The sequence below is a fragment of the Mycolicibacterium mageritense genome (assembly GCF_010727475.1).
Lineage (GTDB): Bacteria > Actinomycetota > Actinomycetes > Mycobacteriales > Mycobacteriaceae > Mycobacterium > Mycobacterium mageritense.
Map to the genome: position 1 here is coordinate 2,471,382 of NZ_AP022567.1, position 15,425 is coordinate 2,486,806.

16 protein-coding genes and 1 pseudogene are annotated in these 15,425 nt (G+C 67.6%); 12 read left to right on the top strand and 5 right to left on the bottom strand.

From position 1 onward, the window contains the following. Positions 1 to 126: 126 nt before the first annotated feature. From G6N67_RS11650 to pknB, 6 genes are read left to right on the top strand one after another with little or no spacing between them, the layout of a single operon-like run. Positions 127 to 594: an FHA domain-containing protein FhaB/FipA gene (locus tag G6N67_RS11650; protein ID WP_036430407.1), complete on the top strand. Its 468-nt coding sequence runs from the start codon at positions 127 to 129 to the stop codon at positions 592 to 594. Between the two features lie 48 nt (positions 595 to 642). Beyond that, on the top strand, positions 643 to 2,172 hold the full coding sequence (locus tag G6N67_RS11655; RefSeq protein WP_036430409.1) for a PP2C family protein-serine/threonine phosphatase: 1,530 nt from the start codon (positions 643 to 645) through the stop codon (positions 2,170 to 2,172). Then, on the top strand, positions 2,169 to 3,584 hold the full coding sequence (locus G6N67_RS11660; RefSeq protein WP_036430411.1) for a peptidoglycan glycosyltransferase RodA: 1,416 nt from the start codon (positions 2,169 to 2,171) through the stop codon (positions 3,582 to 3,584). The genes G6N67_RS11655 and G6N67_RS11660 overlap by 4 nt, the downstream gene beginning before the upstream one ends. Next, positions 3,581 to 5,056 carry a D,D-transpeptidase PbpA gene (gene pbpA, locus G6N67_RS11665; protein WP_036430413.1) on the top strand — a complete coding sequence of 492 codons (1,476 nt, stop codon included), beginning with the start codon at positions 3,581 to 3,583 and terminating at the stop codon, positions 5,054 to 5,056. Before G6N67_RS11660 ends, pbpA begins: the two co-directional genes overlap by 4 nt. Next, positions 5,053 to 6,330 carry a serine/threonine-protein kinase gene (locus tag G6N67_RS11670; RefSeq protein WP_036430415.1) on the top strand — a complete coding sequence of 426 codons (1,278 nt, stop codon included), beginning with the start codon at positions 5,053 to 5,055 and terminating at the stop codon, positions 6,328 to 6,330. The genes pbpA and G6N67_RS11670 overlap by 4 nt, the downstream gene beginning before the upstream one ends. Beyond that, positions 6,327 to 8,201 carry a Stk1 family PASTA domain-containing Ser/Thr kinase gene (gene pknB, locus G6N67_RS11675; RefSeq protein WP_036430417.1) on the top strand — a complete coding sequence of 625 codons (1,875 nt, stop codon included), beginning with the start codon at positions 6,327 to 6,329 and terminating at the stop codon, positions 8,199 to 8,201. The genes G6N67_RS11670 and pknB overlap by 4 nt, the downstream gene beginning before the upstream one ends. Here the strand turns inward: pknB and G6N67_RS11680 are convergent. Together G6N67_RS11680 and G6N67_RS11685 are read right to left on the bottom strand one after the other, a co-directional pair. Beyond that, a complete protein-coding gene (locus G6N67_RS11680) occupies positions 8,179 to 8,853 on the bottom strand; it encodes an aminodeoxychorismate/anthranilate synthase component II (RefSeq protein ID WP_036430419.1) in 675 nt (224 codons plus the stop codon). The genes pknB and G6N67_RS11680 overlap by 23 nt on opposite strands. Before the next feature lie 17 nt (positions 8,854 to 8,870). Then, positions 8,871 to 9,620, bottom strand: coding sequence for a DUF881 domain-containing protein (locus G6N67_RS11685; protein WP_051578562.1), 750 nt, complete (start codon positions 9,618 to 9,620; stop codon positions 8,871 to 8,873). 103 nt (positions 9,621 to 9,723) lie between these two features. Here G6N67_RS11685 and crgA point away from each other — a divergent pair, with 103 nt between their 5' ends. Continuing rightward, the gene (crgA, locus tag G6N67_RS11690; RefSeq protein ID WP_036430421.1) at positions 9,724 to 10,008 is read left to right on the top strand and encodes a cell division protein CrgA; all 285 of its coding nucleotides are present in this window, start codon (positions 9,724 to 9,726) and stop codon (positions 10,006 to 10,008) included. 155 nt (positions 10,009 to 10,163) lie between these two features. Next, positions 10,164 to 10,571: a PH domain-containing protein gene (locus G6N67_RS11695; protein ID WP_036430423.1), complete on the top strand. Its 408-nt coding sequence runs from the start codon at positions 10,164 to 10,166 to the stop codon at positions 10,569 to 10,571. Between the two features lie 73 nt (positions 10,572 to 10,644). Here G6N67_RS11695 and G6N67_RS11700 read toward each other — a convergent pair whose 3' ends face one another. Continuing rightward, entirely contained in the window at positions 10,645 to 11,172 is a 528-nt protein-coding gene (locus G6N67_RS11700) for a peptidylprolyl isomerase (RefSeq protein WP_036430425.1), read from the bottom strand. Positions 11,173 to 11,306: 134 nt separating this feature from the next. Between G6N67_RS11700 and cwsA the strand changes: the two genes are divergently transcribed. Beyond that, positions 11,307 to 11,711, top strand: a complete 405-nt coding sequence (gene cwsA, locus G6N67_RS11705) for a cell wall synthesis protein CwsA (RefSeq protein ID WP_036430427.1) — start codon at positions 11,307 to 11,309, stop codon at positions 11,709 to 11,711. An 83-nt stretch (positions 11,712 to 11,794) separates the two neighbouring features. On the opposite strand, the pseudogene G6N67_RS11710 reads toward cwsA, so the two are convergent. Continuing rightward, positions 11,795 to 12,282 (bottom strand): annotated as a pseudogene (locus tag G6N67_RS11710) (SRPBCC family protein). Beyond that, positions 12,266 to 12,763 (bottom strand): hypothetical protein, encoded by a 498-nt coding sequence (locus G6N67_RS39165; RefSeq protein ID WP_229480387.1) that lies wholly within the window; start codon positions 12,761 to 12,763, stop codon positions 12,266 to 12,268. The pseudogene G6N67_RS11710 and the gene G6N67_RS39165 overlap by 17 nt, the downstream one beginning before the upstream one ends. Before the next feature lie 167 nt (positions 12,764 to 12,930). Between G6N67_RS39165 and G6N67_RS11720 the strand changes: the two genes are divergently transcribed. The 3 genes from G6N67_RS11720 to G6N67_RS11730 are packed head-to-tail and all read left to right on the top strand — an operon-like array spanning position 12,931 to position 15,417. After that, positions 12,931 to 13,503, top strand: a complete 573-nt coding sequence (locus tag G6N67_RS11720) for a TetR/AcrR family transcriptional regulator (protein ID WP_036430428.1) — start codon at positions 12,931 to 12,933, stop codon at positions 13,501 to 13,503. Beyond that, positions 13,500 to 14,924 (top strand): FAD-dependent monooxygenase, encoded by a 1,425-nt coding sequence (locus G6N67_RS11725; RefSeq protein WP_036430429.1) that lies wholly within the window; start codon positions 13,500 to 13,502, stop codon positions 14,922 to 14,924. Before G6N67_RS11720 ends, G6N67_RS11725 begins: the two co-directional genes overlap by 4 nt. Beyond that, positions 14,911 to 15,417, top strand: a complete 507-nt coding sequence (locus tag G6N67_RS11730; RefSeq protein WP_081812454.1) for a DinB family protein — start codon at positions 14,911 to 14,913, stop codon at positions 15,415 to 15,417. Before G6N67_RS11725 ends, G6N67_RS11730 begins: the two co-directional genes overlap by 14 nt. The last annotated feature ends 8 nt before the right edge of the window (positions 15,418 to 15,425 follow it).

The window sequence follows — 15,425 nt, forward strand, 5'->3', positions numbered from 1 at the left end:
TCGGAGCGGACACACCGGGGTGACAAGCAACCCGCTTCACCCTCACGCCAATCGCCGTCCAAGTATCGTGACGTTGCCGACGGTCGCTGACCGGCACCGACGGAACGAGCACGGAGAGGACGCCAGATGCAGGGGTTAGTGCTGCAACTGACGCGTGTCGGGTTCCTTTTACTGCTGTGGCTCTTCATCTGGTCCGTGCTGCGGATTCTGCGCACCGACATCTACGCACCGACGGGTGCCGTGATGGTGCGCCGGGGGCTCGCGCTGCGTGGATCGCTGCTGCCCAATCGGCAGCGGCGGCATATCGCAAGACAGCTGGTGGTCACCGACGGTGCCTTGGCGGGCACGCGCATCACGCTGGGCGCCCAACCGGTGCTGATCGGCCGGGCCGACGACTCGACACTGGTGCTCACGGACGATTACGCGTCGACTCGCCACGCCCGGCTCTCCCCACGAGGTTCGGAGTGGTACGTCGAAGACCTAGGATCGACCAACGGCACATACCTTGACAGGGCGAAGGTGACTACAGCGGTAAGGGTTCCTATTGGCACGCCGGTGCGAATCGGCAAGACGGTGATCGAGTTGCGACCGTGACGCCGCGCACGCGAGGAGCGAAATGACGCCGCGCACGCGAGGAGCAAAATGACCCTCGTTCTCCGATATGCCGCCCGAAGCGATCGCGGACTGGTCCGCGCCAACAACGAGGACTCGGTGTACGCCGGTGCCCGGTTACTGGCCCTCGCCGACGGCATGGGCGGGCATGCGGCCGGTGAGGTGGCGTCCCAACTGGTCATCGCCGCGCTCGCCCACCTGGACGACGACGAACCTGGCGGGGATCTGCTCGGCAAGCTCAATGCCGCGGTCGCCGAGGGTAACTCGGCGATCGCCGCGCACGTCGAGGCCGACCCCGAACTCGACGGCATGGGAACGACGCTGACCGCGATCCTGTTCGCAGGCAGCAGGCTCGGCCTCGTGCACATCGGCGATTCGCGCGGCTACCTGCTGCGCGACGGCGAACTCACCCAGATCACCAAGGACGACACGTTCGTCCAGACCCTGGTCGACGAAGGCCGCATCACGGCCGAGGAGGCGCACAGCCACCCGCAACGTTCGCTCATCATGCGGGCCCTGACCGGCCACGAGGTCGAGCCGACGCTCACGATGCGCGAGGCCAGGGCCGGCGACCGCTATCTGCTGTGCTCGGACGGACTGTCCGACCCGGTCAGCCAGGAGACCATCCACGAGGCGCTGCAGATCGAGGACGTGACCGAAAGCGCCGACCGACTCATCGAATTGGCCTTGCGCGGGGGCGGCCCCGACAACGTCACCGTCGTCGTCGCCGATGTCGTCGACTACGACTACGGCCAGACGCAGCCGATCCTGGCGGGCGCGGTGTCCGGCGACGACGACCAGAGCGCCCCGCCCAACACCGCCGCGGGACGGGCGTCGGCGTTCAACCCGCGCCGCAACGAACCCAAGCGCGTGGTGCCGCAGCCCGCCGAGCCGCCACGCAAACCGCGCTCGCGGCGCCGCATCATCATCGCCGCGGTCCTCGTCGTGCTGGTGGTGCTGGCCGGTCTGGCGATCGGCCGCGAGATCATCCGCAACAACTATTATGTCGGCGAGCACAACGGCACTGTCTCGATCATGCGTGGCGTGCAGGGGTCTTTTCTCGGCCTGTCGTTGACCGAGCCCTACCGGTTGGGCTGCCTGAACGCGCGTAACGAACTCTCGCTCATCAGCGCCGACGAAGAGCGCGCGGATCTGGGTTGCCGGTTGATGGCCGTCAACGACATGCGTCCCTCCGAGCGGGCCCAGGTGGTCGCCGGGCTGCCGGGCGGAAGCCTCGACGACGCGTTCCGCCAGATCGGCGAACTGGCGCGCAGCTCGGTCCTGCCGGTGTGTGCGGCACCGCGCCCGGCCACGAGCACGTCGTCCACACCGCCACCACCGGCCACCACGACGGCGCCGTCGCCGACACCGTCCGGTGAGGCCGCACCCGAGCCGAGCGCGCGGTCCACGGCTGCCTCGCCCCCGGCGTCCGAGGCGCCACCGACAAGCGGTGCCGCTCCTCCGCCCGCCTCGTCGCCGTCGCCGTCGCCCACCGTGACAGCCACCGCGCTGCCGCCCCCGCCACAGGAACCGGGTACGAACTGCAGGGCGGTGTCATGACCACCCAACCCCAGTCGCCGGTTACCGTCATGCCGCCGCTACCGAATCGGCGCAATGCGGAACTGCTTCTGCTGGGGTTCGCGGCGTTCATCACCGCCGTGGCGCTACTCATCGTCGAGGCCAACCAGGAACAGGGCCTGACCTGGGATCTGGCCCGCTACATCGTCGGCTACCTGGCGTTGTTCGCCGCGGCCCACCTCGCGGTGCGGCGGTTCGCGCCGTACGCCGACCCGCTGCTGCTGCCCGTGGTGGCCCTGCTCAACGGGCTCGGCCTGGTGATGATCCACCGCCTCGATCTCGCCGAGGCCGGCCCGACTGCCGAGGGGCTCGGCGGCAGCGCCAACCAGCAGATGCTGTGGACACTGGTGGGTGTAGTGGCCTTCTCGTTGGTCGTGATCTTCCTGCGCGATCACCGCATGCTGGCCCGCTACGGCTACATCTGCGGGCTGACCGGCCTTGTGCTGCTTGTGATTCCGGCGCTGCTACCGACCCGGTACTCCGAGCAGTACGGCGCCAAGATCTGGATTCAGTTCCCGGGCTTTTCGATTCAGCCCGCGGAGTTCTCCAAGATTCTGCTGCTGATCTTCTTCGCCGCGGTCCTGGTGGCCAAGCGCGACTTGTTCACCAGTGCGGGAAAGCATTTCCTCGGCATGGATCTGCCCCGCCCGCGCGACCTCGCTCCCCTGCTGTTGGCGTGGATCGCCTCGGTGGGCGTGATGATCTTCGAAAAAGACCTCGGCACTTCGCTTTTGCTGTACGCGTCGTTCTTGGTGTTGCTCTACATCGCCACCGAACGACTCAGCTGGGTGATCATCGGCCTGGCCCTGTTCGCCGTGGGAAGCCTTGTGGCGTACCAGATCTTCGGCCACGTCCGGGTGCGGGTGCAGAACTGGCTGGATCCGTTCGCCGATCCGGACGGCGCGGGTTACCAGATGGTCCAGTCCTTGTTCAGCTTCGCCACCGGCGGCATCTTCGGCACCGGGCTGGGCAACGGACAACCCGGCACCGTGCCTGCCGCGTCCACCGACTTCATCATCGCCGCGATCGGTGAGGAACTCGGATTGGTCGGCCTGGCAGGCGTTCTCATGCTGTACACCATCGTGATCATCCGGGGCCTGCGCACGGCTATCGCGGTGCGCGACAGCTTCGGGAAGCTGTTGGCGGCCGGGCTGGCCTCCACGCTGGCGATCCAGTTGTTCATCGTCGTCGGCGGTGTCACCAAGCTGATCCCGCTGACCGGCCTGACCACGCCGTGGATGTCCTACGGCGGCTCGTCGCTGTTGGCCAACTATGTGCTGCTGGCCATCCTGGTCCGCATCTCGCATGCCGCGCGCCGACCCATCACCCCCGCGCGACCGCAGAACCCGACGCCGATCGCGACGGCCAGCACCGAGGTGATCGAGAAGGTATGAACACTTCTCTACGCCGAGTCGCCGTCACGATCATGGTCTTGATCGTGCTGCTGTTGGCCAACGCGACCCTGACCCAGGTGTTCACGGCCGACGGTCTGCGCGCCGACCCGCGCAATCAGCGCGTGCTGCTCGACGAGTACTCACGCCAGCGCGGCCAGATCACCGCGGGCGGCCAACTGCTCGCGTACTCGGTGCCCACCGACGGCCGGTTCCGCTTCCTGCGCGTGTATCCCGATCCACCGGCCTTCGCACCGGTCACGGGGTTCTACTCGCTGGGGTACTCCAGCACCGGGCTGGAGCGCGCCGAAGACACGGTCCTCAACGGTTCCGACGAACGGCTGTTCGGCCGCAGGCTGGCCGACTTCTTCACAGGCCGCGACCCGCGTGGCGGCAATGTCGACACCACGATCAAGCCGCAGGTGCAGCAGGCCGCGTGGCAGGCGATGCAAGAGGGCTGCGACGGGCCGTGCAAGGGTTCGGTCGTCGCCCTCGAGCCGTCCACCGGCAAGATCCTGGCCATGGTCTCGGCACCGTCCTACGACCCCAACCTACTGGCGACCCACGACCTGAACGCGCAGGCACAGGCGTGGCAGCAGCTACGGGACTCCGCCGGCTCGCCGCTGCTGAACCGTGCCATCGCCGAGACCTATCCCCCAGGCTCGACGTTCAAGGTGATCACCACCGCGGCCGCGTTGCAGGCCGGCGCCACCCCGGACACCCAGCTCACCGCGGCACCCAACATCGCGCTGCCGGACAGCACCGCGACGTTGGAGAACTTCGGCGGCGCGGCGTGCGGGCCCGGGCCAACGGCGTCGCTGCGGGAGGCGTTCGCGAAGTCGTGCAACACAGCGTTCGTACAGCTCGGCATCGACACCGGCGTGGACAAGCTCAAGAGCACGGCCCAGGCCTTCGGGCTGGACTCCGCGCCGCCTGCGATCCCGCTGCAGGTTGCCGAGTCGACCACCGGCCCGATCGACGACGGCGCAGCGCTGGGCATGTCGAGCATCGGGCAACGCGATGTCGCGCTGACCCCGTTGCAGAATGCCGTCGTGGCGGCGACGATCGCCAACGACGGCGTCGCGATGCGTCCCTACCTGGTCGACACCCTCAAGGGCCCCGACCTGGCCACCATCAGCACCACTACGCCCGTCCAAGAGCGCAGGGCGGTGTCACCCCAGGTCGCGGCTACACTAACGGACTTGATGGTCGCCGCCGAGCAGGTGACGCAGCAGAAGGGAGCCATCGCCGGCGTGCAGATCGCTTCGAAGACCGGTACGGCAGAGCACGGGACGGACCCCCGTAACACTCCGCCGCACGCCTGGTACATCGCCTTTGCACCGGCCCAGCACCCCAAGGTTGCGGTCGCGGTGCTGGTCGAGGATGGCGGCGACCGGTTGTCGGCAACCGGCGGCGCACTCGCCGCCCCAATCGGACGCGCCACGATTGCGGCGGCGCTGCGGGAGGGTTCATGAGTCCCCGGGTCGGAGTGACGCTATCCGGTCGGTACCGGCTGCAGCGGCTCATCGCCACCGGCGGTATGGGCCAGGTGTGGGAGGCCGTCGACTCGCGGCTGGGCCGCCGCGTCGCGGTGAAGGTGCTCAAGGCCGAGTTCTCGACCGACGCCGAGTTCGTCGAACGGTTCCGCGCCGAGGCGCGTACGGTCGCGATGCTCAACCACCCCGGCATCGCCAGCGTGTACGACTATGGCGAGACCGAACTGGACGGCGAGGGCCGCACCGCGTATCTGGTCATGGAACTCATCAACGGGGAGCCGCTGAACTCGGTGCTCAAACGCACCGGCCGGCTGTCGCTGCGCCATGCCCTGGACATGCTCGAGCAGACCGGGCGCGCCCTGCAGGTGGCCCACACCGCGGGCCTGGTGCACCGTGATGTCAAACCCGGCAACATCCTCATCACGCCGACGGGCCAGGTGAAGCTCACCGACTTCGGCATCGCCAAAGCGGTCGACGCGGCTCCTGTGACCCAGACCGGCATGGTCATGGGCACCGCGCAGTACATCGCCCCCGAGCAGGCCCTTGGTCACGACGCCACCGCGGCCAGCGATGTCTACTCGCTGGGAGTCGTTGGCTACGAATCGGTTTCGGGCAAGCGCCCGTTCACCGGAGACGGCGCGCTGACCGTCGCCATGAAGCACATCAAGGAGACCCCGCCGCCGCTGCCCGCCGATCTGCCGCCCAACGTCCGCGAACTGATCGAGATCACCCTCGTGAAGAACCCGGGCATGCGCTACAAGTCGGGCGGACCGTTCGCCGACGCGGTCGCTGCCGTGCGGTCCGGCCGTAGGCCCCCGCGCCCCAACCAGGCGCCCACCCTGGGCCGGGCCGCCCCGGCCGCGGTGCCGTCCGCGGCCCAGGCCCGCGCCGCCGCCGACCTCGGTGGCCGCACCCCGGTGACCGCTGCGCGGGCCAGGCCGACCACCACCGGCCACCGTCCGCCGCCACCGCCGCGGCGCACGTTCTCGTCGGGCCAGCGCGCACTGTTGTGGGCGGCCGGCGTGCTAGGGGCGCTGGCCATCGTCATCGCGATCTTGATCGTGCTGAACGCTCAGGACCGCAAGGAGAACAACCCCGCGCCGCCGACCGTTACGGATACGGTGACGGAGACGACGCCCTACGAGTCGCCTGCCGCGCACGCGAGGAGCGAAACTGGCCCAGCGCTGCCCGCGCTCGGTTTCCACGAGATCGTGCCGCGGAGCCCCGCCGCACCGGAACAGATACTGCGATGACGACCCCTCAGCACCTCTCCGACCGATACGAACTCGGTGAAATTCTCGGCTTCGGCGGCATGTCCGAAGTCCATCTGGCACGCGATCAGCGGCTGCATCGTGATGTCGCGGTGAAGGTGCTGCGCGCCGACCTGGCGCGCGACCCCAGCTTTTATCTCCGGTTTCGCCGCGAGGCGCAGAACGCTGCGGCGCTGAACCACCCGGCGATCGTCGCGGTGTACGACACCGGGGAAGCCGAGACGCCCAACGGTCCGCTGCCCTACATCGTCATGGAGTACGTCGACGGCGTGACGCTGCGCGACATCGTGCACAACGACGGCCCGATCCCGCCGCGGCGAGCCATCGAGATCATCGCCGACGCGTGCCAGGCGCTGAACTTCAGCCACCAGCACGGCATCATCCACCGTGACGTCAAACCGGCCAACATCATGATCAGCAAAAACAACGCTGTGAAGGTGATGGACTTCGGGATCGCCCGCGCGCTGGCCGACGTCAACAGTGTCACCCAGACGGCCGCCGTGATCGGCACAGCGCAGTATCTGTCACCCGAGCAGGCGCGCGGGGAGTCCGTCGACGCCCGCTCCGATGTGTACTCGCTGGGCTGCGTGCTCTACGAAATCCTCACGGGGGAGCCACCTTTCATCGGTGATTCGCCCGTCGCGGTGGCGTATCAGCATGTCCGTGAGGATCCGGTGCCGCCGTCGAAGCGCCACGAGGGCATCTCGCCCGAACTCGACGCGGTGGTGCTCAAGGCGCTGGCCAAGAATCCCGACAACCGGTACCAGTCCGCGGCCGAGATGCGTGCCGACCTGGTGCGGGTGCACAGCGGTCAGTCGCCGGACGCGCCGAAGATCATGACCGACGCCGACCGGACGTCGATGCTGACGGCGCCGCAACCGTTCGACCGCGGCATGCCCACCGAACACATGCCGACCCAGCCGCCGGCGATCGTGCCGCGCGAGCGCAGCGCCTCGGTGGGGAAGTGGCTCATCGCCGTCGCGGCGCTCGCGGTGCTGACAGTCGTCGTGACGGTCGCGATCAACATGATCGGCAGCAGCCCGCGCGACGTGCAGGTGCCCGACGTCAAGGGCCAGACATCCGACGACGCGATCGCCGCGCTGCAGAACCGTGGCTTCAAGACCACCATCGACCGCCAACCGAACAACTCCGTCGCGCCGGAGTTTGTGATCGGCACCGACCCGGCCGCCAACTCCGAGGTCAGCGCGGGCGCCGAGATCACGATCAACGTCTCCACCGGTCCAGAGCAGAAGCCCATACCCGACGTGGCGGGGCTGACGCCGGCGCAGGCCAGGCAGAAGCTCAAAGATGCCGGGTTCCAGAAGACCAAGGAGACCAAGGCGTCCTCGACTCCCGAGTTCAAGGATCGCGTGGTCGCCACCGTCCCGCCGGCCAACCAGCTCTCGGCCATCACCAACGAGATCACGATCGCGGTGGGCTCGGGCCCGGAGAGTCTGCCGATACCCGACTGTGTCGGCCAGAGCGCCGACGTCTGCAAGCAGATCCTGACCGCGTCGGGTTTCCTGACCACCGTCGTCGTCGAGGTCGACAACACCGCGCCTGCGGGTCAGGTGGTCGGTACCGAGCCGCCAGCGGGTCAGTCGGTGCCGAAGGACACGCTGATCCAGATCAAGGTGTCGCGCGGCAACCAGTTCGTGATGCCCGACTTGCGCGGTCAGTTCTGGGACGACGCATACCCGCGGCTGACCGCACTCGGGTGGACCGGAGTCCTCGACAAGGGCCCGAACGTCGACAACAGCGGCCAGCGGACCAATGCCGTCGTCACGCAGAGCCCTCAGGCAGGCACCCCGGTGAACCGGGATGCCCGGATCACGCTGAGTTTCGCGTCGTAGCGGCGGCTACGGCGCGGGCCACCTCGTCCTCGAGCTGCTTGACGAGCTTCTCGTCGGGCGCCTGCCCGCAGAATCCGAGCCAGTTCGCGAGCATGCGGTGCCCACCCTCGGTCAGGATCGACTCCGGGTGGAACTGCACGCCGTGGATCGGCAACTCGGAGTGACGCACGGCCATGATGACGCCGCCGTCGGTCCTCGCGATCACCTCGAGCTCGGCAGGCACGGTGTCCGGCAGGATGGTCAGCGAGTGATAGCGCGTCGCGGTGAACGGGTCCGGAAGGCCTTGCAGCACACCGGCATCGGCGTGATGAACCACGCTGGTCTTGCCGTGCAACAGCTCGGGCGCCCGGTCCACCGTGCCGCCGAAGGCGACACCGATCGCCTGATGGCCGAGGCACACGCCGAGTAGGGGAGTGGCGTTCGCGGCGCAGGCCCGGACCAGTGGAATGGACGCACCGGCGCGTTCCGGCGTGCCGGGGCCGGGGCTGAGCAGCACACCGTCGAACTCGGCGACAGCATGTGCGATGTCGGCCTCGGAGCCGAGGCGGGCGTCGTCGTTACGCCAGACCTGTGCGTCCACCCCGAGCTGGCCCAGATACTGCACCAGGTTGAACACGAAGCTGTCGTAATTGTCGACCACCAGAACCTGCATCGGCCCAGGTTACCGGGTTAGTAGCCGATCGGTCCTGCGGGTTTCGCGTACCGCATCCGCACGGGTTCGGTGTGCCCGACCAGATCCACCTGCGCGCGGGGCTCTTCGAGATAGCCCAGCCCGAACCGCACCACATACTGCTTGTAGAGGGTCACCAGCGGCGCGGCGGCCAGCGCGGCCTGCATGGCGGCCGGGTCACCGATGGCCGTGATGACGTAGGGCGGGCTGTACGTGCGGCCGTTGAGCAGCAGGGTGTTGCCGACACAGCGCGGCGCCGACGTGGCGATGATGCGCTGATCCTGCATCTGGATGCCTTCCGCGCCTGCGCTCCAGAGCGCGTTGAGCACGGCCTGGATGTCCTGCTGATGCACTACGAGGTCGTCGGGTGCGGCGTCACGCGGGAACCGGCCCTGGGCGTCGCGCTGAGCGTCGTTGAGGGTGACGACTAGGCCCGGACCGCGAATGGGCTCGAGATTCGCGTCGGCCGCCAGTTGGGCGGTGCGTTCGACGATCGCGTTCAGCGCGGCGTGCGAGCTGGGGGAGCCGCCGTGGTGGCTGTCTATCTCGGTGGCCAAAGTGTCCCGTTGCGTGGTGAGCCGGTCGACCGACTGCTGGGCCTCGCGCACCAGATCGACCAGGCGCGGCGCGTCACTGCGGCGAATCTCGCCCCCGCCGGACACCCCGTGCGTCGCGGCCAGCAGGAGACCCGCGAGCAGGCACACGACGGGCACGCCGAACCGCCATCGCGAACGATCCGGTCGGTCCATCGGTTTCTCTCCTGAACGTGCAGCTACGTTAGGCTCGTGAAGCCCATTCCATATCGTCCGCTTCATCGTCGCACCATGTGACGCCGACTGTCCGAAGGTACCCATGCCCAAGTCCAAAGTCCGCAAAAAGAATGACTTCACCATCAAGCCGGTGAGCCGGACACCGGTCAAGGTCAAGGCCGGGCCGTCCAGCGTCTGGTTCGTCGCGCTGTTCATCGGTCTGATGCTGTTCGGCCTGGCCTGGCTGCTGGTGTTCCAGCTCGCCGCCACCAATCCGATCGACACGCCTTCGTTCCTTCAGTGGATGTCCGATCTCGGTCCGTGGAACTACGCGGTCGCCTTTGCTTTCATGATCACCGGTCTGTTGCTCACGATGCGCTGGCGCTGACCCCAGCGGGGACGATAATAAATTCATCTTACGTTCCGAGCTTTACCTGTTTAGCAACGTCGGCCCCGCCCAATCACACCGTTGTGATTCATCCCCATTGTGGATAGCACCTGTGGATAACTTCATTAGCAGCGGTAAGAGGGTGTGAATACTCCGTGCAGCAAACACAATGGAGTCCCCCGACCTTCGGAATCGCAGCTTGCGGCATAGCCGGACTTATGATGGCTATCGCGGCTGTGACCGTGATCACAGACCCTCCGGGACGTGTTCTTGCCAGCATTGCCGCGGTGGGATTGCTCACGTTTGCAAGCTTCTCGTGGCGCGCACGGCCAAAGCTGGCAATCACCGGAGACGGTCTCACCATCGGCGGCTGGGTGCGGCCTCGGGTGATTCGTCGCAATGACATCCGAGGGATCCGCATCACCGAGTTCCGCAGACTCGCGCGGAAGGTGCGCCTTTTGGAGATCGAAACCGTGGATGACCGGCTCACGGTGTTCAGTCGGTGGGATCTGGGCACCGACCCGCTGACGGTGCTCGACGCGCTCACCGCGGCCGGGTACTGAGAAGGCCCCCACACAGACGCGACGCCCCCGTGACCGGGGGCGTCGCCTCGTGTTGAAGGACCGGGTGGACGGGTTACGCCACGGTGACCGACTCGATCACGACGGGCTCGGTCGGGCGGTCAGAGCGATCCGTCGCGGTGGACGCGATCGCGTCGACGACCTTCTGCGACTCCGGATCCACGACCTCACCGAAGATGGTGTGCCGCCGGTTCAGGTGCGGGGTCTTGCCGACCGTGATGAAGAACTGCGACCCATTGGTGCCCGGGCCGGCATTCGCCATCGCCAGCAGGTAGGGCTTGTCGAACTGCAACTCGGGGTGGAACTCGTCGGCGAACTGGTAGCCCGGGCCACCGCGGCCGGTGCCCGTGGGATCGCCACCCTGGATCATGAAGCCGTCGATCACGCGGTGGAAGACCGCGCCGTCGTAGAACGGGCCGGACGTGCCCCCAGAGGCGTTCTCGGTGCTGTAGTCCTTGGTGCCTTGCGCCAGACCAACGAAGTTGGCCACCGTCTTCGGAGCGTGGTTTCCGAACAGTGCGATCTTGATGTCGCCGCGGTTGGTGTGCAGGGTCGCGGTCGCGGTCTGAATGGGGCTCGTCACGGAATGTCAGTGTGCCATCCCGGTCGCACCGCGCGACCGGCACCCGCCACTTTGCCCCTCAACTCGCCCGGAGATGGCAGGCTGGGTTGAGCGCTTTCCATGACGTGCGACCCGCAGGCCCAGAAAGGTACGAGATGACCGCGAACACCGATGCCCGGTTGGCCCCCAGTCAACGACTGTCCCGCGGATTGAAGTACACCGCGGTCGGGCCCGTGGACATCACCCGCGGCGTCATCGGGATCGGCGCAGGGACCGTTCAGGCCACGGCGTCAGAGCTGCACAGGCGCTATGAGTCGGGCAAGCTGCGCCGCCAGCTCGCCGCGGCAGCCCAAGCCGTCGCAGCCCTGCCCGAAATCGTCCAGGCCGAGATCGCCCAGGAAACCGCACCCGCCAAGCGGCGTCGTCGTCCGCTGCTCATCGCAGCCGTCGCCGCGGCCGTGCTGGCCGGGGGAGCGGTGGCGTTCTCGATCGTCCGGCGGTCGATGCGCCCCGAGCCGTCACCGCTACCGCCGAGTGTCGAGGTCACACCCAAGCCGTAGCCCGCCGGCGCGACGGATCGCCCAGTTCGACGGAACTGTCGTCACCCGACGGGATTCACGACATTTTCGTCGAATCGAGGTCGTCATCCCCGCTCGACGACCGCCTTGATGGCCGCGAGGGTCACGGGGATTCCGGACAGCGCGGCGGCACTGCGCGCCGCGATCTGGGCATCGGCCTCTTCGCCGTACCGTTCGCGGAAGCCCGCGAGTCCCGCGTCGAGGAAGTGCCACGACTCAGTGAGTCGCGTGCCCTCGCCCTCGGGGGCCAGCGTGAAACCCCAGCGCACCCAGCCGCTGTTGACCTCCCACGCGAATTCGCGCCCCGGCTCCGCGGCGACCACCTGACTGCGGGTCTGCCACTCGCGCTCAGGGTGACGTTGCGGCCCGTGAACCAGGCACCGACTTCTGGGCCGCCGCCCTCGTCCCACCAGCATTCCTTGCACACCGGACTCCACTCGCCCGTGCGGGTCACGTCGGAAACGGTGGCGTAGACGGTCTCGGGCGACGCTGCTACGTGGATTGAATCGGTGAACTCCAAAGGCGGCACGCCCTGATTATCCGTTGCCGTCATCACCCGCGCCGTGATTGGGGTTGGTGCAGATCGTGCCCTCGCACGGCACGTCCGATCCGTCCCCGTTCGGGTTCGGCATCACCGCGCCGCCGTTCTCCTCCGGATTGTCACCGGCACCATGATTCGGGTTGGTGCAGATCGTGCCCTCACACGGCACGTCCGATCCGTCCCCGTTCGGGTTCGGCATCACCGCGCCGCCGTTCTCCTCCGGATTGTCACCGGCACCATGATTCGGATTGGTGCAGATCGTGCCCTCACACGGCACCATCGACCCGTCGCCGTTCGGATTGGGCATCATCGGCACCGATGACGTCGCCGGGGCGCCCGGTGTCGCGGGTGCGGCCGGAGCGTGCGTCGCCGAGCTGGTCGGCGTCGGCGCGCCCGAGGTGGTCGGGGCTTTTTCGCTGGTGTCGGTACCGCAGGCAGCGCTACACAGGACGAGTGCCGCCGCGACAGGAATTATCTTGTGCAAACACTTCATGTGGTCCGACGCTATCAAGCAATCGCGAGAAGGGGTGGGCGTTGGAGTCGCTATTTCGAGCGAATTTCGAAAGTCTGCAACGGAATTCGATAGCGACGGAACGCCGGCGGCCGGGCCCGCCGCTAATTCGATTGAAGTGAACGATACCGTTTCGTACACTTTGACTCGTGGTACGAGGGCAACAACGCGTCGACGCGATCCTGGCCGCCACCCTGGACCTGGTGGCCGAACACGGCTATCCCGCGCTGACCATGGACGCCGTGGCCGCGCGCGCGAACGCGAGCAAGGCGACCATCTATCGTCGTTGGCGCAACAAGGCCGAACTGGTCAAGGCCGCGCTCGACGCGTACGACGCCCGGCAGAACTCCGTGATCCCCGATACCGGGAGCCTGCGCGGCGATCTGATGGCGGTTCTGGATATGTTGCGGGACAAGTCATCTGAACACTTCACCGCGATCATCGGCTCACTCGTCGCGGCGAGCAGACATGACCGGGAACTGGCCGCGGCACTGCGCGAGCACGTCGACAACGAGGAGTTGTCCCCGTTTCACGATGCCCTGCACCGCGCGATCGGTCGCGGCGATCTGCCACCCGACACCGACGCCGTCCTGATCCACGACGTCGCCGAAGCAATGATCCTGCGCCAGTTGCAGATTGGCGCAGCCCTCGATGATGCGTTCGCAGCCCGCCTCGTCGACGACATTCTGCTGCGCCTGCTGCACCGGGAAGGAAATTCATGACCGTGCTGATCGTCGGGGCCGGACCGACCGGCCTCACACTCGCGTGCGATCTGGCCCGTAACGGCGTGCCGTTCCGGATCGTCGACAAAGCGGGCGGTGTGTTCAACGGATCGCGCGCCAAAGGCCTGCAACCGCGCACGCTCGAGGTTTTCGACGATCTCGGTGTGATCGACGCGGTGCTCGCGGGTGGGGAGCCTTTCCCGCAGTTCCGCCTGTACCGTGGCCAGGACGTGGTGTGGGAACGCTCGGTGTCGGAAATGCTCGGCGCACCGGCCCTCACGGCGTCGGACGCGGTGCCGTATCCGGATCCGTGGCTCATTCCCCAGTGGCGCACCGAAGAGATCCTCTGCGCCCGGCTCGCCGAGCTCGGCGGCCGGGTCGAATGGGACACCGAAATCCGCACGCTCACACAGGATCTCACCGGAGTGTCGGCACACACCGACGACGGTGTGATCCGGGCCGACTACGTCATCGCCTGCGACGGCGGGCGCAGCACCGTCCGCAAGACACTCGGCGTCGGGTTCGAGGGCAACACGTTGCAGACTGAAAGCACCCTGATCGGTGACGTCCGCGCGGCGGGCCTCGACGGTCGTTTCTGCCACATGCTGACCGGCGGAGGTGATGTGGGCCAACGGTTCTCGCTATGGAACCTGCCGGACAGCGACCATTACCAGTTCGTCGTGTCGATGGCGCCCGACGAACTGCCCGCCCTGACCCTCGAGGCGGTACAGCAACTTTGCGTGCAGCGTTCGGGACGCACCGACATCCGGCTGCACGATCTGCGCTGGATCTCCCTGTACCGCGTGAACACCCGCATGGTGGACCGTTATCAGGTGGGCCGGGTCATCCTGGCGGGCGACGCAGCACACGTGCACTCGTCGGCGGGCGGCCAGGGCCTCAACACCGGCGTCCAAGACGCCTACAACCTCGGCTGGAAGCTCGCCGCGGTGTACGCGGGCGCGGACCCGAGCCTGCTGGAAACCTTTGCCTCCGAACGGATGCCCGTCGCCGCCCAGGTGCTCGGCCTGAGCACGCTGCTGCATGAACAGAACTTTCGCGGCGGGAACGGCACGCCGGCCATCCATCAGCTCGACATCACCTACCGCGACGGCCCGTTGGCGCAGGACGACCGCCGTCAGCGGGGCCGGTTACGCGCGGGTGACCGAGCGCCGGACGGTTTCTCGGCGGCCGGCGACCGGCTGTTCGACGTCTTCCGGGGCACGCACCACACTCTGCTTGCCTTTGACGCGCCCGTGCCGCAACTCGACATCCCCGCGGTCACGGTGTCGCCCGGTGCCGGCTACGACGTGGCTCCCGGCACCTACGTCCTGGTGCGGCCCGACGGTTACATCGGTGCGATCAGCGAGTCCGCCGACACCGTGGTCAGGTACTTGGGAGGCGCCCGGCATGCAGCGGTGTGAGGAGTGCGGGTACACCTACGACCTGGAGGCCGCGCCGCAGGCCCCTGAAGCCATCCGGGCGGGCACAGCGCAGCTCGCCGGGCTGCTGACCACGACCGAACACTACGCGTTGGTACGCAGGCCGGCGCCCGGCGTGTGGGCGCCGCTTGAGTACGCGTGCCATCTACGCGACATGCTGCTGACCCAACGTGAGCGCGTGCTGCTGGCGCGTCGCGTGGACACCCCGCAGTGCGTCCCGATGGGCCGCGACGAGCGCGTGGGGCACGAGGGATACGTCGAGCAGGATCCCGTCGAGGTGGCCGCCGAACTCACGATGGCCGCGCGGCTGCTGGGCAATGTGTTCGCCCGGCTCGACACCACGGACTGGGAGCTGCGGCTCGTCTACAACTGGCCCGAGCGGCACGTCCGGACGCTGCGCTGGGTGGCCGCGCACACGCTGCACGAGGTGCAGCACCATCTGCTGGACGTGCGCCGTCAGCTCGAAGCGGAGTGATGACGGCG